This is a genomic window from Pantoea anthophila (assembly GCF_006494375.1).
Classification (GTDB): domain Bacteria; phylum Pseudomonadota; class Gammaproteobacteria; order Enterobacterales; family Enterobacteriaceae; genus Pantoea; species Pantoea anthophila.
On sequence record NZ_VHIZ01000050.1, the window covers coordinates 451909 to 471738 of the forward strand.

21 protein-coding genes are annotated in these 19830 nt (G+C 56.6%); 6 read left to right on the forward strand and 15 right to left on the reverse strand.

The genetic code is table 11. The features are described from left to right. Window positions 1-55: 55 nt before the first annotated feature. Window positions 56-1339: a citrate synthase gene (locus tag FJW00_RS14310; protein WP_009091420.1), complete on the forward strand. Its 1284-nt coding sequence runs from the start codon at window positions 56-58 to the stop codon at window positions 1337-1339. 362 nt (window positions 1340-1701) lie between these two features. Here the strand turns inward: FJW00_RS14310 and nei are convergent, their stop codons facing one another. From nei to FJW00_RS14365, 11 genes are all read right to left on the reverse strand, one after another. Beyond that, window positions 1702-2490, reverse strand: a complete 789-nt coding sequence (nei, locus tag FJW00_RS14315) for an endonuclease VIII (RefSeq protein ID WP_058956303.1) — start codon at window positions 2488-2490, stop codon at window positions 1702-1704. Between the two features lie 11 nt (window positions 2491-2501). Further along, window positions 2502-3149, reverse strand: coding sequence for a pyroglutamyl-peptidase I (gene pcp, locus FJW00_RS14320; RefSeq protein WP_009091423.1), 648 nt, complete (start codon window positions 3147-3149; stop codon window positions 2502-2504). Window positions 3150-3155: 6 nt separating this feature from the next. Then, window positions 3156-4175, reverse strand: coding sequence for a DUF979 domain-containing protein (locus FJW00_RS14325; protein WP_140924572.1), 1020 nt, complete (start codon window positions 4173-4175; stop codon window positions 3156-3158). After that, a complete protein-coding gene (locus FJW00_RS14330; RefSeq protein WP_058956305.1) occupies window positions 4172-4900 on the reverse strand; it encodes a DUF969 domain-containing protein in 729 nt (242 codons plus the stop codon). Before FJW00_RS14330 ends, FJW00_RS14325 begins: the two co-directional genes overlap by 4 nt. Before the next feature lie 50 nt (window positions 4901-4950). Then, window positions 4951-5688 (reverse strand): 5-oxoprolinase subunit PxpA, encoded by a 738-nt coding sequence (gene pxpA / locus FJW00_RS14335; protein WP_140924574.1) that lies wholly within the window; start codon window positions 5686-5688, stop codon window positions 4951-4953. Then, window positions 5678-6607 (reverse strand): 5-oxoprolinase subunit PxpC, encoded by a 930-nt coding sequence (gene pxpC, locus FJW00_RS14340; RefSeq protein WP_058956307.1) that lies wholly within the window; start codon window positions 6605-6607, stop codon window positions 5678-5680. The genes pxpA and pxpC overlap by 11 nt, the downstream gene beginning before the upstream one ends. Beyond that, window positions 6601-7257 carry a 5-oxoprolinase subunit PxpB gene (gene pxpB / locus FJW00_RS14345; protein ID WP_046101422.1) on the reverse strand — a complete coding sequence of 219 codons (657 nt, stop codon included), beginning with the start codon at window positions 7255-7257 and terminating at the stop codon, window positions 6601-6603. Before pxpB ends, pxpC begins: the two co-directional genes overlap by 7 nt. Before the next feature lie 249 nt (window positions 7258-7506). Further along, the gene (locus FJW00_RS14350) at window positions 7507-8250 is read right to left on the reverse strand and encodes a type 2 GTP cyclohydrolase I (RefSeq protein ID WP_058956308.1); all 744 of its coding nucleotides are present in this window, start codon (window positions 8248-8250) and stop codon (window positions 7507-7509) included. 18 nt (window positions 8251-8268) lie between these two features. Continuing rightward, the gene (gene phrB / locus FJW00_RS14355; RefSeq protein WP_058956309.1) at window positions 8269-9693 is read right to left on the reverse strand and encodes a deoxyribodipyrimidine photo-lyase; all 1425 of its coding nucleotides are present in this window, start codon (window positions 9691-9693) and stop codon (window positions 8269-8271) included. Between the two features lie 12 nt (window positions 9694-9705). Beyond that, window positions 9706-10665 carry a YbgA family protein gene (locus FJW00_RS14360; protein ID WP_058956310.1) on the reverse strand — a complete coding sequence of 320 codons (960 nt, stop codon included), beginning with the start codon at window positions 10663-10665 and terminating at the stop codon, window positions 9706-9708. A gap of 153 nt (window positions 10666-10818) precedes the next feature. After that, on the reverse strand, window positions 10819-11019 hold the full coding sequence (locus FJW00_RS14365; protein ID WP_009091439.1) for a YbfA family protein: 201 nt from the start codon (window positions 11017-11019) through the stop codon (window positions 10819-10821). A gap of 258 nt (window positions 11020-11277) precedes the next feature. Between FJW00_RS14365 and kdpE the strand changes: the two genes are divergently transcribed. Continuing rightward, window positions 11278-11952 (forward strand): two-component system response regulator KdpE, encoded by a 675-nt coding sequence (kdpE, locus tag FJW00_RS14370; protein ID WP_009091441.1) that lies wholly within the window; start codon window positions 11278-11280, stop codon window positions 11950-11952. A gap of 268 nt (window positions 11953-12220) precedes the next feature. Here the strand turns inward: kdpE and pgm are convergent, their stop codons facing one another. After that, window positions 12221-13861 (reverse strand): phosphoglucomutase (alpha-D-glucose-1,6-bisphosphate-dependent), encoded by a 1641-nt coding sequence (gene pgm / locus FJW00_RS14375; protein WP_009091443.1) that lies wholly within the window; start codon window positions 13859-13861, stop codon window positions 12221-12223. Window positions 13862-13887: 26 nt separating this feature from the next. Continuing rightward, window positions 13888-14436, reverse strand: a complete 549-nt coding sequence (gene seqA, locus FJW00_RS14380) for a replication initiation negative regulator SeqA (protein ID WP_140924576.1) — start codon at window positions 14434-14436, stop codon at window positions 13888-13890. A 250-nt stretch (window positions 14437-14686) separates the two neighbouring features. Between seqA and ybfF the strand changes: the two genes are divergently transcribed. The 4 genes from ybfF to fur all read left to right on the forward strand — a co-directional run bounded on the left by ybfF (window position 14687) and on the right by fur (window position 17347). After that, complete coding sequence (gene ybfF / locus FJW00_RS14385) at window positions 14687-15451, forward strand: esterase (protein WP_009091448.1); 765 nt, start codon at window positions 14687-14689, stop codon at window positions 15449-15451. Window positions 15452-15619: 168 nt separating this feature from the next. Then, complete coding sequence (gene ybfE, locus FJW00_RS14390) at window positions 15620-15895, forward strand: LexA regulated protein (RefSeq protein ID WP_009091450.1); 276 nt, start codon at window positions 15620-15622, stop codon at window positions 15893-15895. Between the two features lie 132 nt (window positions 15896-16027). Beyond that, window positions 16028-16558 (forward strand): flavodoxin FldA, encoded by a 531-nt coding sequence (fldA, locus tag FJW00_RS14395; RefSeq protein ID WP_009091452.1) that lies wholly within the window; start codon window positions 16028-16030, stop codon window positions 16556-16558. A gap of 345 nt (window positions 16559-16903) precedes the next feature. Further along, window positions 16904-17347, forward strand: a complete 444-nt coding sequence (fur, locus tag FJW00_RS14400) for a ferric iron uptake transcriptional regulator (protein ID WP_009091454.1) — start codon at window positions 16904-16906, stop codon at window positions 17345-17347. 68 nt (window positions 17348-17415) lie between these two features. On the opposite strand, the gene FJW00_RS14405 is transcribed toward fur, so the two are convergent. Both FJW00_RS14405 and glnS read right to left on the reverse strand, forming a co-directional pair. After that, a complete protein-coding gene (locus FJW00_RS14405) occupies window positions 17416-17811 on the reverse strand; it encodes a hypothetical protein (RefSeq protein WP_009091456.1) in 396 nt (131 codons plus the stop codon). Window positions 17812-18045: 234 nt separating this feature from the next. Next, window positions 18046-19713 carry a glutamine--tRNA ligase gene (gene glnS, locus FJW00_RS14410; protein WP_009091458.1) on the reverse strand — a complete coding sequence of 556 codons (1668 nt, stop codon included), beginning with the start codon at window positions 19711-19713 and terminating at the stop codon, window positions 18046-18048. Window positions 19714-19830 lie beyond the last annotated feature (117 nt).

Consider the following 19830-nt stretch of genomic DNA (forward strand, 5'->3'; position numbering starts at 1 on the left):
ACGCGTTTCAGGTGTCTAAAGATCCTTACCTACATAAGGCGCTATGGAGACGAAAATGACAGATAAAAAAGTAACGCTAACCCTGCAAGATGGAACATCTATTGAACTGGACGTGCTGAAAGGCTCGCTGGGCCAGGATGTGGTTGATGTCCGCTCTCTGGGTGCAAGTGGCCTGTTCACCTTCGATCCCGGTTTCACTTCTACAGCGTCCTGCGAATCGCAAATCACCTTTATTGATGGTGACGAAGGTATCCTGCTGCACCGTGGTTTCCCTATTTCTGAGCTGGCGACCCACTCTAACTATCTGGAAGTGTGCTACATCCTGCTGAATGGCGAAGCGCCGGATCAGAAGCAGTTTGATGAGTTCCGCACCACCGTTACCCGTCATACGATGATTCATGAGCAGATTACCCGTCTGTTCCACGGCTTCCGTCGTGACTCGCATCCGATGGCGGTGATGTGCGGTGTGACCGGTGCACTGGCGGCGTTTTACCACGATTCGCTGGATGTAAACATTGAGCGCCACCGCGAAATCGCGGCATTCCGTCTGCTCTCCAAGATGCCGACCATGGCAGCGATGTGTTACAAATATTCCATCGGCCAGCCATTTGTTTATCCGCGCAACGACCTCTCCTATGCCGGTAACTTCCTGCACATGATGTTCGCTACGCCATGCGAAGAGTACAAAGTTAACCCGGTGCTGGAACGCGCCATGGACCGTATTCTGATTCTGCATGCTGACCATGAGCAGAACGCCTCTACCTCAACAGTACGTACCGCCGGTTCAAGTGGTGCGAACCCGTTTGCCTGTATCGCCGCCGGGATCGCCTCCCTGTGGGGACCGGCGCACGGCGGTGCAAACGAAGCGACGCTGCGTATGCTGGAAGAGATCAGCAGCGTTGAGCACATTCCTGAGTTCGTTAAACGTGCCAAGGATAAGAATGACTCCTTCCGCTTGATGGGCTTTGGTCATCGCGTTTACAAAAACTACGATCCACGCGCGACCGTGATGCGTGATACCTGCCATGAAGTCCTGAATGAGCTGGGTATGAAAGATGACCTTCTGGAAGTGGCGATGGAGCTGGAACACATCGCGCTGAACGACCCGTACTTCATCGAGCGTAAGCTCTATCCGAACGTCGACTTCTACTCCGGTATTATTCTGAAAGCGATGGGGATTCCTTCCTCCATGTTTACGGTGATCTTCGCGATGGCCCGGACCGTTGGCTGGATTGCACACTGGAAAGAGATGCACGACGAAGGCATGAAGATTGCCCGTCCGCGTCAGCTATACACCGGTTACACTGAGCGTGAATTCAGCTCTAAGCTGGAGAAGTAAGTTCGTGATGGCGGGGAGCGATCCCCGCCTGGCGACGTGATTCTGATCTGGCGCGGCGAGCGGTTATGCCGTGCCTGCATAGCAAACCTTTCCTCTGCGAAGCCCTTCTTTCCCTCTGTAATTCCCTTCACATGCCTGATGAAATGAGGTCTGCACAGTCACTGCTGCTGCGGGACCGAGCCTGCTCAGGGAACAGGGTCAGATCGGAAAGTCGCTCAGGCCATCCATGGCCGCTCGGCCCGCGCCTTCCCTGGCGCGGGACGCTTTCCTCTTCTACCCCTGTTCCCTGCGCTTTTGACCTGTTTGCCGCGGCCGGACTCAACCTGCTTTTGCTTATGATGGCGCCGCAGGAATCCCTCTCTCTACCTCTGACAGCCCGGACACCAGTAAAAAGGCCGCGATGAGAGCGTGCCCTTCTCAATGGTTGTGCCACATCGCCGGCACGTCTTGCCCTGGCGGTGAAACACCTCAAACTGAAAGGCCGCTTCCTCATGATATTTCTTCATGGTTCCGCGCATCCGGTAGGCGTGACGCGGTACCGACAGCAGTGCTTCGCTGAAAGCAGTCAGCTGATCGTCGCTCAGCTCCTGAGCCTTATGGTGAGGCAGCAGCTGTGCCAGCCAGAGAATTTCAGCGCGCAGGTAGTTGCCCAGCCCGGCCAGAAACGCCTGATCCAGCAGCAGACCGCTGAACTGGCGTCGCCGGAAGCGGGGTGAGAGCAGCCTTTCCCTGACCTCATCCACCGTCACACCGCTACTCAGCACATCCGGCCCGATACGATTCAGGAACGGGTGGGCCGCCAGCGTATCCGCGTTGAGCAGTTCAATGTCGGAGGCGCTGTAGAGCAGAATCGCTTTATCCGCCGTCGCCAGCCGCACCCGCAGCTGACGTGTGGTGTTAAGTTCGGTGTCAGGTTTGACGATGCGCCAGACGCCGTAGAGCTGGTTGTGGCTATAGAGCGTCAGGCCATTGCTGAAGTGCGTCAGCAACGCCTTTCCGCGCGTCTCAATCGCCTGCACCTGCTCGCCAATCAGGGCCGGTTCGTAGGTTTTCAGCTGAGGAAATGCAAACCACGCCTCTGTCAGCGGCTGCCCCACAATCGCGACTTCAAGTTTATCCGCCACACGGCGGATTTCCGGTCCTTCAGGCATCCTTCATCCTCTTAATGGGTGGCTCCGCCCACCTGTTTTATGTCGTCGCCGGTTTCCAGCGTCACCTGCACTGCAATTTCCAGCGCCCTGATAATCGTTGCGACCGCCATGCTCGGCACACCGGGATGCTGCGCCGCCTGCTCGGGCAGATAAGGGATATGGATAAAACCACCCCGCGCCGGGCGCTCCTGCTGCGCCAGCCAGTGCAGCAGGCCATACATCACCCGGTTGCAGGTAAAGGTGCCGGCGGTTTGTGAAACCGAGGCGGGAATGCCCGCTTCGCGCACGGCCGCAACGATCGCTTTGATTGGCAGACGGGAAAAGTAGGCTGCCGGGCCGCCCGCGACCACGGGCTCATCCACCGGCTGATGACCGGCATTGTCCGGGATACGGGCGTCATCCACATTAATGCCGATACGTTCAACGCTGATATCGCTACGGCCCCCCGCCTGCCCCACGGACAGAATGAGATCCGGTTTAACCTCATCCAGTGCCTGATAGAGCACCGTCAGCACATCGCGGAAGACGACAGGTAACTGGCGGATAACGATGGTGGCGTCACCGATCTGTTTGCCCTCCAGTGCGCGGACCGCTTCCCATGACGGGTTAATCGTTTCACCGCCAAAAGGTTCAAAGGCGGTCATCAGAACAGTTTTCATGCGGCCTCACAGAAACATCAGGAAATAGAGCAGGAAAATGTTAACAATTAACAGTAGCACACCGGTTGGAATCTGAGCCCTGATCACCGCGTTACGGTCCGGCAGTTCCAGCAGCGCGGCCGGGACGATATTGAAGTTGGCCGCCATCGGCGTCATCAGGGTGCCGCAGTAGCCGGAGAACATGCCAATCGCGGCCATCACCGCCGGATTACCGCCGTGCTGCAGCACTAAGATCGGGATGCCGACACCTGCGGTAATAATCGGAAACGCGGCAAAAGCGTTACCCATGATCATGGTCAACAGCGCCATTCCGACGGCATAAACGGTGACCGCGACAAAGCGGTTGTCTACCGCCAGCCAGGTCTCAGTCAGATGCGAAATCGCACCGCCCACGCCCGCGCTGGTAAAGAGCAGTCCCAGGGTGGCGAGAATTTGCGGCAGAATAAAGGCCCAGCCAACCGAATCCAGCAGACGGCGGGTCTCCTGCATCGACTGCACCGGTGTTTCATGAGTCAGTTTTAACGCCACCAGCCAGCCGATCAGACAGCCCACCATCATGGAGAAAAGCGTCACCAGCGTGGCGTGGTTGCCGGGTCCGAAAACCGCATCCTGCAGACCGGGAATATGGTTAAACGCCAGCACACCGATCACAGTCACGACCGGGATCGCCAGCGCGGGCAGAAACAGTTTATTGCCCAGACGCCCTGCGCTGGCCTGCTTCTCTTCATCACTGCGCTGATGATAACGACCCAGCCGGACACCCCCGAAACCGGCGATCAACGCCATCACCACCACAATGACACCGATGGTGATGTGCAGCATTCGGGTGCCCGCAGCATCCGAGCCCATCAGGCTGCTCATCATCTGCGTCGTCCAGTCCCCCACCAGAAATACCAGGCCATACAACGCCCAGAAGAGTCCGGTGGTAAAACGGCGCGGATTTGCGCTGTCGCGCCAGGAGAGGATCGCAACCACCAGCAGGATAATGCCCGCCAGCCACATCAGATATTGTTGCTGGAACATTATTCACCTCCCCGGGCTTTCAGCGCTTGGTTGTTCAGCTGCTGCAGTTCCCGCGCCAGCTGACGATCCAGACGCATCAGACGGGTCGAGTGGATCAGAAAGGCGGCAAGCGCGGTCGGAATGCCCCATAACGCAATGTGCAGCGGTTCGGTCTGAATCCCGGCCGACTCCTGCATAAAGTTATGCATAAAGATAATCGCGCCAAATGCCACGAAGATATCCTCACCAAAGAAGAGGCCGACATTATCGGTGGCCGCAGACATGGCGCGCAGCCGGTAGCGCAGTTCAGGTGTGATCTCACCATAGCGGTTTTCCGTTGCCCCCTCTGCCATCGGGGCCAGCAACGGACGTACCATCTGCGGATGGCCACCCAGGCTGGTTAATCCCAGCGCGGCGGTGATTTCACGGACAAACAGATAGACGATCAGCAGACGTCCGGCGGTGGCCGTTTTTATCTGTGCGATCCATGCCTGTGCCCGCTCCTTCAGCCCGTGACGCTCCAGCAGGCCGATGACCGCCAGCGGCAGCAGCAGAATCAGCGGCAGGTTACGGGTGTTCAGAAAACCGGCGCCGAGCTTTTCCAGAATGTCCGCCAGCGGCATCATCGCCGCCAGACCGGTGACGAATCCGGCGACGATCACGACCAGCACCGGATTGAAACGTAACACGAAGCCGATAACGATGGCGGCAATGCCCAGTAACGGCCAGAGATTGACTGCACTTTCCATGGTTTTCCCTCAGAGTTGAAAAACCCGGCATAAGCCGGGCTAAATGTTATTCAGGCGCTGGTAACCGCAATCTGCTGAGCGGCGAAGGCATCACGCAACCGCCGGGCAAACTGCAGCGCGTGTGCGCCGTCGCCATGTAAGCAGACGGTCTGCGCATTCACCGCGACCCATTCACCACTGATACTTCTGACTTTGCCCTGCCGGACCATCGTCAGCGTCTGATCAATGGCCTGCTGTTCATCCTCAATCAGTGCGCCCGGTTCGCTGCGCGGCACCAGTGCCCCGCTGCTCAGGTAACCCCGGTCAGCAAAAACCTCTTCCCGGGTGCGTAAGCCGTAGTGCGCCGCGGCGCGGATCGATTCGCTGCCAGCCAGCCCTGTCACGATCAGCTGGCTGTCAACCGCCCTGATGGCGCGGGCGATGGTGTCAGCCAGCACCGGATCGGCTGCGGCCTGGTTGTAGAGCATGCCGTGCGGTTTGACGTGGACCAGCCGCGCCCCTTCACTTTCCGCCAGGCTTTTCAGCGCGCCAATCTGGTAGATCATCTGGGCGTAAAGCGTCTCCGGCGGCAGCTGCATGGCGTGGCGGCCAAAGTTTTCCCGGTCAGGAAACGAGGGATGCGCGCCGATGGCCACGCCCGATGCCTGCGCCCATCGCACCGACTGCAGCATGGTCTGCGCGTCACCGGCATGAAAGCCACAGGCGATGTTGGCAGAACTGACCAGTTGCAGCAGTGCCTCATCGCTGGCGCAGCCCTCGCCGAGATCGGCATTTAAATCAATCTTCATTAAGCCCCCACATCATCTGATCCAGTGCGCGTTGCTGATGCTGGCGCGCCAGCATCGCCTCCGGCAGGGTGCAGTGAATAAAGTGAACAGGTTCACCCAGACGGATTTGCGCCAGGTGATAGAGATCGGCTTCGATAACCGAGGCAATGCGTGGATAGCCACCGGTGGTCTGGGCATCCGCCATCAGCACGATGGGCTGTCCGCTGGGTGGCACCTGAATCACGCCCGGCATGACGCCGTGTGACAGCAGTTCACGCGAATTTTCACGACTGAGTTGCCGCCCCTCCAGCCGGTAGCCCATCCGGTTACTTTGCGGGCTGAGTTTCCAGGCGGTGCGCCAGAATGCCTGCTGCGCGTCGCGGCTGAATTCGTGGTACTCCGGGCCGGGCAGCGCACGAATCCGGTTGCCCCACAGCAGTTGCCGCACCCCGGCTTTGCGGTCGAACGTCCGGGTCGGTTTGCCCAGCGGCAGGCGATCGCCATCCTGCAAGATTCGCCCTTTGAAGCCGCCAAAACCCGCTTTGAGATCGGTGCTGAGCGAGCCGAGCATCTCCGGCAGATCAAAACCGCCCTGCACCGCCAGATAGCTGCGCATGCCGCGCTTCGGCATTGCCAGCGAGAGTACCTGCCCTTTTTTTACTGCAGTGCGCCAGCCTGTCCAGACCGGCTGACCATCCAGCTCCGCCTGACAGCCCGCCCCCGTCAGCGCAAACCAGCCATTGCGGGTAAACTCCGCTTTAAACTGGCCCAGCACGATCTCCAGCACCGCGCTGTGGGGCGCATTGCCCACCAGCACATTGGCGGTAAACATAGCAGGATAGTCGAGCACGCCGCCGGGGCTGATGCCATACTGCCGCCAGCCAGTGCGACCGGCATCCTGAATCGTGGTGGCCAGTCCGGCTCGCAGAATGTTTAACATACGCCCTCCTGTTGCGGCACAAAGCGCACGCGGTCGCCGGGACGCAGCAACACAGGCGGTTGCTGGCGCGGATCGAACAGCGCGGTGGAGGTATGTCCGATCAGCTGCCAGCCACCGGGCGAGGCCAGCGGATAGATGCCGGTCTGGCTGCCACCGATGCCGACCGATCCGGCGGGCACCGCGACTCTGGGTTCAGCACGGCGAGGCGTGTGCAGACGGGAATCGAGTCCGCCGAGATAGGGGAAACCGGGCTGGAAGCCGATAAAAAACACCACATATTCGCTGCTGCTGTGCAGCTCAACCACCTGACGGGGCGTCAGTCCGGCATGTTCCGCCACTACGGTCAGATCGGGGCCAGTGGAGCCGCCATAGATCACCGGGATCGACACCTCCCGCGACGCGGGAAATTCCGCCTCACTCTCCTCCCACCAGCGCTGAAGACGCTCTATCGCATCCAGCGCATTCTGCTGGGGATCGCGCAGGATCAGGGTGATGTTGTTCATGCCGGGGATCACTTCCTGCACGCTCTCATGATCGCGCAGCCGCTGATTGAGTCCCCAGATGCGTTGCTGGCTCTCCAGTGAAACCGGCGGTTCCAGCTCCAGCACGACAGCGCGTTCCCCTGATAAATAACACCGTGCTCGTTGCAACCGCTACCTCCCGCTCAGTTGAGATCGCGCCTGACCGTGCCGCCAAAAGCAGCGGTTCGGCCAGTGCCTTATCTACATAAAGCAAACAGTTATGCGAAAGTGACAGGAAGATGTCAATCAATAAGCTCCGCTGCAGGCGCGCAGCAGCGTGGGTTCTCATCGAAGAATAAGGGCCTGCGCAGGCGTACAGCAGCAGGAATAGCGTCAGGAAATAAGGCCCTGCGCAGGTGCGCAGGACCGGGAAGGGCATCAGGCAGGGTTAGGAATATCGATGAAGGTTACGTCCAGATTGTGGTGCTGCGCCAGCCACTCGCCCAGCGCTTTTGCGCCGCCCCGCTCGGTAGCATGGTGCCCTGCGGCAAAGAAGTGCAGCCCCTGCTCACGCGCACTGTGGATGGTCTGTTCAGAAACTTCACCGGTAAGGTAAGCATCGACGCCTGCGGCCGCAGCCTGGTCGATAAAGCCCTGCCCGCCTCCGCTGCACCAGGCAATACGGCGAATCAGGGCCGGCGCGTTGTCACCGCAATGCAGCGGCTGACGTCCCAGCCGCTCCCCGATTCGGCTGGCCAGCTGTTCGCCGGAGAGCGGCTCTGCCAGTTCCCCATGGAAAACGAGCGGCATCACTTCACCCTGAATCTCAATATCCAGCAGTTTTGCCAGCTGCGCGTTGTTGCCCAGTTCCGGGTGCGCATCAAGCGGCAGGTGCCAGCCGTAGAGATTGATATCATTCGCCAGCAGGGTCCGCAGACGGCGGCGCTTCATCCCTTTAATCGCGGCCGGTTCGCTTTTCCAGAAATAGCCGTGATGGACAATTATCGCATCGGCCTCGCGGGCGACTGCCTCATCGAGCAATGCCTGACAGGCTGTGACACCGGTGATAACCCGCTTAACCTCACTGCGTCCCTCAACCTGTAAACCGTTGGGGGCATAATCGCTGAAGGTATGGCTGTTGAGATGCTGATTAATCAGCGCCTCCAGTTCGTAATGATTCATTCAGGCTCCTGCGAGGCCTCAGGCGGCGCTTTTGGCGCGCTCAAAGGCGTCTAATGTCTTTTTACGTGCAGCCTTATGATCCACGATTGGCGCCGGATAATCGAGTTTCTTATGATGCTTCTCCGCCCAGCGGTGCGGCTGGTGAATATCGCTGTCGGGGACATCGGCCAGTTCCGGCAGATAGTGGCGGATAAAATCGCCCTGCGGATCGAAGCGCTCGCCCTGGGTCGTCGGGTTAAAGATTCGGAAATAGGGTGCGGCGTCCGTCCCGGTTGACGCGGCCCACTGCCAGCCGCCATTGTTCGCCGCCAGATCGCCATCAATCAGCTGCTGCATAAAATAGCGCTCCCCTTCGCGCCAGTCGATCAGCAGATCTTTCACCAGAAAGCTGGCGGTGATCATGCGTAACCGGTTATGCATCCAGCCCATCTCCTTCATCTGCCGCATCGCAGCGTCAACGATCGGAAAGCCCGTTTTCCCCGCTTTCCAGGCGTCGAAATGGGCCTCATTGCGCTGCCATTCCACCCGGTGCGTCCAGTCAACAAAGGGCTTATGGCGGCACAGAGACGGATAGGCGACCAGCAGATGCCGGTAAAATTCGCGCCAGATGAGCTCATTCAGCCAGGTAAATGCGCGGCTGTTGTCCAGCGCATCGGGATGTTCATGCAGGACACGATGCAGACACTGGCGGGGTGACAGAACGCCTGTTGCCAGATAAACCGACAGACGGCTGGTCGCATCCAGCGCGGGCAGATCGCGTTTGTCGGGATAGTCCAGCACCGGCTGTTTAGCGAAGTGGCGCAGACGCTTCAGCGCCGCGGTTTCGCCTGGCGGAAAAAGATCCCGGTCAAACTCGCCTTTGGGGTAGTCAAATGCAGGAATTGCCTGAGTCTTCAGCGGTGCGCCTTCACGCGCTTTTGGCGCAGGGACGCACTCCGGCAATCCCTGCTGGAGACGTCGGACAAAGGCTTTGCTGAAGGGCGTGAACACCTTATACATGGAGCGGTCGCCGCTCTGTACGCTACCGGGTGCCAGCAGCAGACTGTCATCAAATCCCTGACAGATAACCCCCGCCTTGTCGAGACGCTTTTCAGCTTCTGCATCACGCTGACGCTCATTGACCTCATACTGATAGTTATAGAAAAGCTGGTCGACCTTCTGCTTTTCACAAAACGCTGCCAGAGCATCAATGCTGTCGCTGAAAGTGTTACACGCCTGGTAGTGCAGTCTGATGCCCCGCTCTGCCAGCGCATCCTGCACTTCCAGCAGGCTGGCGTGGATAAAGGCAGCCTGTTTAGGTGACATCTCATGCTGTTGCCACTGTTCCGGCGTCGCCATGAAGAGCGCAATGACGTTCGCCTTGCTGTCGCGACAGGCGGCGTGCAGCGCCAGATTATCGTTGATGCGTAAGTCGTTACGCAGCCAGACCAGATGGGTGGTCATACGCCTCCTGAATTACTGTCCGTAGCGTAAGCACAAGGCTTCGGGATAGGGGTCAAAATAACGTTGCTGAGCCAGCCACGGATGCGGGAACTCCGCCATGTAGTGCTTGAGGATGGTGATCGGCACCAGCAGCGGCTGTGTCCCCTGGCGATAGCGGTCAATCAGCGTGGCCAGCTCCTGACGCTGTGGCGAGCTGAGCTGACGGCGGAAATAGCCCTGCACGTGCATCAGGACATTGGTGTGATTGCGACGTGACGCGGGACGAGACATCAGCGCCATCATGCGGTTGCGGTATTCAAACGCAAAGGCGTCCAGCGAATCCCACTGGCTCATGGAAGCGACAAAAGGTCCCAGCTCGCGATATTTCTCCTGCGAGTGCGCCAGCATCATCAGCTTGTAGCGGCTATGGAAGGCGATCAGCCCGTGGCGGGTCAGTCCCTGTTGCCACATCTGATTAAACTCATGCAGCGCGCAGATGCGGCCGATGAAGTTTTCACGCAGCGCCGGATCGTGCAGGCGACCATCTTCTTCCAGCGGCAGCCAGGGCATTTCGCGCTGCAGAAATTCAGCGAAGATGCCGGTGCCGACTTTGCGGTTGTTGTTGGTGTCAGGTTCATAGACCCGCACACGCTCCATGCCACAGCTGGGGGATTTGGCACACAGGATGTAGCCCGAAAGATGATGCAGCGATTTTACCCGCTCTGCTGACCAGTCACGCATCTGGCGGGTGACTTCTTCCCCGCCATCTTTGCTGAAGCAGAGATGCAGCTCATCATCATCGCCCTGCTTCACCAGCCGTAATGCCGGACGCGGTGTAGGCAGGCCAATCGCCATTTCAGGACAGATCGGCTCAAAACGGACAAAGGGCGTAAGATCCTGGGTCGCAAAAGTAAGACGCTTATGGCCACCATCAAACCTGACGCTATCGCCGAGCAGGCATGCACTGATTCCAACGGGGATTTTATTGCTCATACTTGTACAACCTCTGAAATCTTGTAGAGGTTTAAGTGTAGCGTAAAATGGTCAGGAAGACAGCGTTAAAGCAACAGGTTGCTCTCATTATTGTAGAAAAAAAGTAAAAAAAAGCCCGGTCTGCTGACCGGGCCTGTTTGCTGACAGGAGGCTTTACCAGAAGACGCCGCCTGCTGCTTCTGACTGGGCCAGCCAGACCGGTTTGGCGCTGGTTTTACACCAGATGCGGTGCAGATAGCTGTAGAAACGGGCGCGATCCTGGCGAAAAAGCATGACAGGAAGCGCCATAACGCCGAGAAGAACCACCAGCGTGCGGCGTGCAATAATTTTGTAGCGTGGATAAGCCTGATACATGGTTTTTCCTCCCGGCGAGCGAAACGGTGCGAATGTGATCTGTGTCTGACTTTACGCCAGATTGTGTAATTTTACTACTCATCTGACCACTTAATTACCGCTATTTTTGCTGTTTAAGAATCAGCCTGTAATTAAGTTACAGATAAGTTACCTGCTGGTTACTAAAGAGGTGGAAGCAACTGATAGATGAAGCCGCCGGACGGCAGCCAGAAATATTGATAAAGTAGCGCTTCGGCACCCCGTTAAGGCAGGTATTGCGTGACCACGGTTTTGATCGTTGAAGATGAAAAAGAGATCCGTCGCTTTGTCCGGCTCGCACTGGAGAGTGAAGCCCTTAAAGTTTTTGATGCAGATACGCTGCAGCGCGGACTGATTGAGGCAGCGACCCGTAAACCCGATCTGGTTATCCTGGATCTGGGCCTGCCGGATGGGGATGGCACCGATTTTATCCGCGATCTGCGCCAGTGGAGCGCCATGCCGGTGATTGTGCTATCCGCGCGCAGTGATGAGCAGGATAAGATCGCGGCACTGGATGCCGGTGCGGATGACTATCTGACCAAACCCTTTGGCATCGGCGAACTGATGGCGCGCGTGCGGGTTGCGCTGCGCCGTCATAGCAGTCAGCAGCCCGACGCCCGGGTTCATTTTGCCGATGTCAGTGTCGATTTTGCCGCACGACGGGTGCAGCGCGGCGACAGTGAGGTTCACCTCACTCCTATTGAATTTCGCCTGCTGAGTATTCTGCTGAACAATGCCGGGAAGGTGCTGACACAGCGGCAACTGCTGAGCCAGGTCTGGGGACCGAATGCGGTGGAACACAGCCACTATCTGCGCATCTATATGGGACATCTGCGTCAGAAGCTGGAAGCCAACCCGACACAGCCTGCGCATCTGCTGACAGAAACCGGCATCGGCTACCGTTTTATGCCATGAAAAAAGGCGCCAGAGGCGCCTTCTGATACTGACAGAATCGGGCAGGTATCGCTGTAAGACGGAGCCTGCTCAGGGAACAGGGTCAGATCGGAAAGACGCAAAACCGTCATCCCTGACTGCTCGGCCCGCGCCTTCCCTGGCGCGGGACGCTTTCCTCTTCTGACCCTGTCCCCTGCGCATCAGGTTAATCCGTTGCGGCAGGATATGCCCTGATGCGAGTAAGGGAGCAGTCTGAGGCGCCCGCGGCGCCTTTTCATTGCCCGACGGATCAGGCGTTTTTCAGCACTTCGCTGACAATCTCTACTGCTTCTTTCTCGATCTGCGCGCGGTGTTCTGCGCCCAGGAAGCTTTCACAGTAAATCTTGTAGGCGTCTTCAGTGCCTGACGGACGGGCCGCAAACCAGCCATTCTCCGTCATCACTTTCAGACCGCCAATGGATGCGCCATTGCCCGGTGCTGCCGTCAGGCGAGCGGTGATCGGGTCACCTGCCAGTGTATCCGCGCTGACCATCTCAGGAGAGAGCTTCGACAGCGCCGCTTTCTGCGCGGAAGTCGCTGATGCCTGCAGACGGTTGTAGCTCGGCGCACCAAAGCGTGCAGCCAGCTCATCGTAATGCTGCTGAGGGTTTTTACCGGTCACGGCAGTAATCTCAGCCGCCAGCAGACACATGATGATGCCATCTTTGTCCGTTGACCACGGCGTACCATCGAAACGCAGGAATGAGGCACCCGCGCTCTCTTCGCCACCGAAGCCGAAGCTGCCGTCATACAGACCATCAACAAACCACTTGAAGCCGACCGGCACTTCCACCAGCTTGCGACCAATGTCATTAACCACACGGTCAATCATGGCGCTGGAAACCAGGGTTTTGCCGACGGCAACGTCCTGGCCCCACTGCGGACGATGCTGGAACAGGTAGTTAATCGCCACAGCCAGATAGTGGTTTGGATTCATCAGACCCGCCGGGGTCACAATGCCGTGACGGTCATAATCGGGATCGTTACCGAATGCCAGATCAAACTTGTCGCGGTAAGCCAGCAGGCCTGCCATGGCGCTTTCAGACGAGCAGTCCATGCGCACCACGCCATCTTTATCCAGATGCATAAAGCGGAAAGTCTGATCGACCGCGTCATTGACCAGCGTCAGATCCAGCTTGTAGTGTTCCGCAATGCGCTGCCAGTAGGCGATACCTGAACCACCAAGCGGATCAACGCCCAGCTTCAGGCCCGCTTTCTGGATAGCCGGGAAATCGATAATTTCGGCCAGGCCTTCAACGTAAGGCTGAATCAAATCTTTCTCGACCACATGACCGCTGGCCAGTGCCTGCTCCAGTGGCAGACGCTTAACCTCTTTCAGGCCATCTTTGATCAGCTGATTAGCGCGATCTTCCACCACTTTGGTGACGTTGGTATCAGCCGGTCCGCCATTAGGTGGGTTGTACTTGATGCCGCCATCTTCCGGTGGGTTATGGGACGGCGTAATCACGATGCCGTCAGCCAGCGGGCCACCCGATTTGTTGTGCTCAAGGATCGCATTTGAGATGGCAGGGGTCGGCGTATAGCCATTGTCCTGCTGCACAATCACGTCAACGCCATTCGCTGCCAGCACTTCCAGCACCGACAGGATTGCCGGCTCAGAGAGCGCATGCGTATCTTTGCCGACGTAGCAAGGCCCGGTGATGCCGTTCTTTTTACGCTCTTCCGCAATCGCCTGTGCAATCGCCAGAATGTGCATCTCGTTGAAGCTTTGACGCCCTGCACTGCCGCGATGGCCAGAGGTGCCAAATTTCACCGCATGTTCCGGGTTCGCCACATCGGGCTGCAGGACATAATATTGTGACGTTAATTGTGCAACGTTAATCAAATCGCTCTGCTGGGCGGGTTGCCCGGCACGTGGGTGATTGGCCATCGGCGCTGCTCCCTGACGCTTAAGTTTTAGATGGTGCCGCAAACTTTTTCGGTGAGTTCCGCAGGGAACTGCATCGACAGCATGATGTGTTCGATCATGCTGCATTTACGGCCGGTATTGGTGTTGGTGATCACCCAGTACGGCGTGCCGGGCACATGCTTCGGCTTAGTATGGGTGCCATTCTGCAACAGCGTATGCTCATCACCTGCAAAGTAGACGCGGGTGCGGCCCTGCAGCGATGCAGTGGCCTCAGCAAAGGCTGCGGTATCAAGACGATAGAGCGTTGACAAAACGAGCATAAAGCGATTGACCGCCCGCTTCTGCTCCGCATATTCATCGGAGAGCAGCAGCTCACGCATCGCGCGCACACGATCCTGCGGGCGCGAACCCACAGACGCAGACGGCGCCTCTTTCGCTGCATCTTTTGAGGCAGGCTGAGCCGGCGAAGCGGGTGCCGTCTGACCGGCCGTAAACTTCAGCATACGACGCAGAATGTCAGATGCGCTTTCACCAATGTGCTGCGTGTGGCTGGCAATATAACGGTAGAGCTCTTCGTCAACTTCGATCGTTTTCATCTTATTCCGTACGGTTCTTTCTCATGACAGAACCACCTCTTTCCTGAAAAGCCCTGAGTATAGTCAGACAATTCAACGGATGTGCGGGTTCTAACATGAGGATTATAAAGTTAAATTCAGGCGGGTTGTTAGCAATCAAACGGTTTACGGGCAAAAGTCAGAATATGTCCTAATGCCGCCGGAACCGGCGCGCCTGAAAAGGTGAAACCATGATAACCTAAGCTCAGGTCTCAAACTTAAGAACTTTGCTATGATTTTGAACGCCCGTCTGCAAACTGAACAATCCCCTGCTGATTCTCTGCCCATCCTGCTTATTCACGGTCTGTTTGGCAGTCTGGACAACCTCGGCGTGCTGGCCCGTGGCCTGAAAGATGCCGGGCCGCTGCTGCAGGTGGATGTCCGTAACCATGGACTCTCGCCGCGATCGGAGGAGATGAACTACGCTGTAATGGCGCAGGATATGGTCGATACGCTGGATGCGCACGGCATCGATCGCGTCGCGGTCATCGGTCATTCGATGGGCGGTAAAATCGCCATGACCATGAGCGCGCTGGTGCCGGATCGCATTGAGCGGCTGGTGATGATCGATATCGCACCGGTCGATTATCAGACCCGGCGTCACGACCTGATCTTTGCCGGTATTCGCGCCGTCTCAGAGGCAGGTGTGACGCTGCGCAGCGAGGCGGCCCGCATTATGCGGCCGGTGATTGAAGAAGAAGGGGTCATTCAGTTCCTGCTGAAGTCATTTCATGACGGGCAATGGCGCTTTAACGTGCCGGTGCTGTGGGATAACTACCCTACCCTTTCTGGCTGGCAGCCTGTTCCGGCCTGGCCTCATCCGGCTCTCTTTATCCGCGGCGGCGACTCCAGTTACCTGGATAACCGCTATCGCGATGCGTTACTTCAGCAGTTCCCGGCGGCGCAGGCCCACGTGATCGGCGGTGCAGGCCACTGGGTGCATGCTGAGAAGCCCGATGCCGTTTTGCGCAGTGTGCGGCGCTTTTTTGCGCTTTAAAAGCAAATAGATGGCAGTAAAGGTTTAGGATTGGCGTCCGGAGTAAGCGTGCAGTATGATGGCGCGCTAAAATTTTGCCGCAGGTCGATTTTTCTGCGGCAACGGCCAATAATTTATAATCTGCGCGGTGAGCGTCTGGCGCCCGCACCCATTCAGTTTTACTAAGCCATGGCAAAAGAACACACTGACCGCACGACGCTCGATCTGTTTGCTGATGAGCGCCGCCCGGGTCGCCCCAAAACCAGTCCGCTTTCGCGTGATGAACAGCTGCGCATCAATAAGCGCAATCAACTGAAACGTGACAAAGGGCGCGGACTGCGTCGTGTCGAACTGAAAATGAACAGTGAGGCCGTCGATGCACTCAATTCGCTGGCCGCGCAGCGTAATCTCAGCCGCAGCGAACTGATTGAACAGATGCTGCTGGCGCAGCTCAAACTGGATTGATGCGGGCAAATCGCACGCAGGAGCAAATGTCGAGGCTTTAACCGTTCCGCGGGTTTGTCTCGTCTGCTATTATTCGCAGAAATGTGCTGCGGCACACATCTCATTATCAGGATTTAAGAGGTTATTTTACTCATGGCACTCGTAGGCATCTTCTTTGGCAGCGATACCGGCAACACCGAAAACATTGCAAAAATGATCCAGAAACAGCTGGGTAAAGATGTTGCAGAAGTGCATGACATCGCGAAAAGTACAAAAGAAGACCTGGAAGCGTTTGATATCCTGCTGCTGGGCATCCCGACCTGGTACTACGGTGAAGCGCAGTGCGACTGGGATGACTTCTTCCCGACGCTGGAAGAGATCGATTTCAACGGCAAGCTGGTTGCCCTGTTTGGCTGTGGCGACCAGGAAGATTACGCTGAATATTTCTGTGATGCGATGGGCACAATCCGCGACATTATCGAGCCGCACGGCGCCGTTATCGTGGGTCACTGGCCAACAGAAGGCTACCATTTCGAAGCCTCAAAAGGTCTGGCTGATGAGACGCACTTCCTGGGCCTGGCCATTGACGAAGATCGTCAGCCTGAGCTGACCAGCCAGCGCGTCGATCAGTGGGTTAAGCAGATTTTTGATGAACTGCAGCTGAAAGAGATCATCGAAGCCTGATGCGCCCCGCCTCAATGTGAGCGCCAGCTCACATTGAGGCAATGGAATTTCCTATAGAAATAATAGCCACATTTTTTTAACTTTCTTCGTTTAATCTGTAGAATACCCGCATCGATCTTCCGCGTATTAGCTCAGGCGGTATGACGCAGTGATGTGCTGAAAGACCTCTGCCAGAATCCTCCCCGGCCCGGTGAAGCTTCCCCCATCGCCCATGATGATTCACGGCCCTCAGGTTTTCATTTCATCCCCTGAGCTCTATAATGAGACGCAAATGCGAATGAGCACAGATCGACATTCAAGGCGACAAGCCACAAAAGTGAATATTAGTAACAGGACAAAATCCGCATGACTGACAACAACACCGCATTAAAGAAGGCTGGCCTGAAAGTGACACTGCCCAGACTGAAAATTCTGGAAGTGCTTCAGGAACCTGAGTGCCATCACGTCAGCGCGGAAGATTTGTATAAACGCCTGATCGACATCGGCGAAGAGATTGGCCTAGCCACCGTTTACCGCGTGCTGAACCAGTTCGACGACGCCGGTATTGTGACCCGTCACAACTTTGAAGGCGGCAAATCCGTTTTCGAACTGACGCAGCAGCATCACCACGATCACCTGATCTGCCTGGACTGCGGCAAGGTTATCGAGTTCAGCGATGAATCCATCGAAACGCGCCAGCGTGAAATCGCGACCCGCCACGGCATCAAGCTGACCAACCACAGCCTCTATCTGTACGGACACTGTACGCTGGGCGACTGCCGTGAAGATGAGACCCTGCACGACCAGTAATCTGGCGGGCGGAAATAAAAAAACCGGTTACGTGACCGGTTTTTTTTCGTCTGTGCTCTGCTGAACCCTCAGGCCACCAGCGTCTCCTGCAGATAACGCCAGCGTGGATTCGAGCTGCTGCAATCCAGAATCGCCAGCGAAATACGGCTCTGGTTATTGCCATTCAGCATCTGCATTTCACGATACTGCACGGTGATCTCATTTTCGTGATGAGAGAGTATGACGTGCTCACAGGTCGCAATTCGCATCCCTTCCCGCTGCCCCTGCAGCTGTCGGAACAGCTCTTCGACCGCGTTAAGATCGTACTCTTTACCTTTTGGCGTCACCATGCGGAAATCAGGATGGAAAAAGGACATCATCAGCTCAAAGCTGTCATCCGATCCGGCAGGCTGATTAAAAATACGTTCAATGAGCTGATGTAAAACGACGACACTGTGTTTGGCTTCCTGAGCGAGGACTGGCATTTTTTTTCCTTATATAACCCGCTTTGCTACCTCTTAGAGCGCATAGCCTACCTGAAAGCGGACAATTCACATCCTGAAATTGATTAATTTTTTTAAACTCAGATTTCTCTCACAAGGCACTCTGAGCAGGATTTGCGTTAAGCCAGAATAAACGTCGGCAATTCTCAATACAGGGGCAATAAAAAAGGGCGATTAATCGCCCTTTTGTCATTTTATGAGGTCAGCCCTAAACGATTATTCGCCCGTTTTAGCCCAGGTGTCGCGAAGCCCCACGGTGCGGTTAAACACCAGCTGCGTCGGTTTAGAGTAAACGCTGTCGGCGCAGAAATAGCCCTCACGCTCAAACTGGAACGGGGTGGCCGCTTCCACATCGCGCAGGCTCGGTTCGACAAAGCCATTTTTGATGCTCAGTGAATCAGGGTTGATCACCGCCAGGAAATCTTCAGCCGCGGCCGGATTCGGCACGCTGAACAGCCGGTCATAGAGGCGGAACTCGGCAGGCTGCGCATGATCCGCAGACACCCAGTGAATCACCCCCTTCACCTTGCGGCCATCGGCCGGATCTTTGCTCAGGGTATCCACGTCGCTGGTGCAGTAGATGCAGGTAATGTTGCCCGCTTCATCTTTGGCTACCCGCTCTGCACGGATCACATAGGCGTTGCGCAGACGGACTTCTTTGCCCAGAACCAGACGCTTATATTGTTTGTTCGCCTCTTCGCGGAAATCTGCACGGTCAATCCAGATCTCACGGCTGAACGGCACTTCACGCGTGCCCATCTCCGGTTTACCCGGATGGTTAGGCATGGTGATGACCTCGTTGTGACCGGCGGGCAGGTTTTCGATCACCACTTTCAGGGGATCGAGTACTGCCATCGCGCGTGGCGCATTTTCGTTCAGATCATCACGGATGCAGGATTCCAGTGACGCCATCTCGACGATGTTATCCTGCTTGGTCACGCCAATACGACGGCAGAACTCACGAATAGAAGCCGCGGTGTAACCACGACGGCGCAGACCTGAAACGGTCAGCATGCGCGGATCGTCCCACCCTTCTACATGCTTCTCGGTCACCAGCTGAGTGAGTTTGCGTTTTGACATCACCGCATACTCCAGATTCAGGCGCGAGAACTCATACTGGCGCGGATGAACCGGAATCGTGATGTTGTCCAGCACCCAGTCATAAAGACGGCGGTTGTCCTGGAACTCCAGCGTACAGAGCGAGTGCGTAATGCCTTCCAGCGCATCGGAAATGCAGTGGGTAAAGTCATACATCGGGTAGATGCACCACTTGTTGCCGGTCTGGTGATGTTCCGCAAACTTGATGCGGTAAAGCACCGGATCGCGCATAACGATGAAGTTCGAAGCCATATCGATTTTGGCGCGCAGACAGGCCGTGCCTTCCGCAAAGCCACCGTTTCGCATTTTTTCAAACAGCGCCAGGTTCTCTTCCACGCTGCGATCGCGATACGGGCTGTTTTTGCCCGGCTCTTTCAGGGTGCCACGATATTCGCGAATCTGATCCGGGCTCAGCTCATCAACGTAAGCCAGCCCTTTGGTAATCAGCTCAACGGCATAGTTGTAGAGCTGATCAAAATAGTCTGATGAGTAGCAGACTTCACCGCTCCACTCAAAACCCAGCCACTGGACGTCACGCTTGATGGATTCAACGAATTCCATATCCTCTTTAACCGGATTGGTATCGTCGAAACGCAGGTTGCATTGCCCCTGATAATCCTGGGCGATGCCAAAATTCAGACAGATCGATTTCGCATGACCAATGTGCAGATAGCCATTGGGCTCCGGCGGAAAACGGGTATGCACGCTGCTGTGCTTACCGCTCGCCAAATCTTCGTCAATGATCTGACGAATAAAGTTAGTTGGGCGGGCTTCAGCCTCACTCATCTCAAAAATCCTCAATACGAATAACGGGTGATTTGTACCACGAAGTAACGGAGTATGATCCACAAAGCGTCTGAGGGAAACAACCGTTTGTTAAGCCTTTAAAACAAAAAAGGCAGG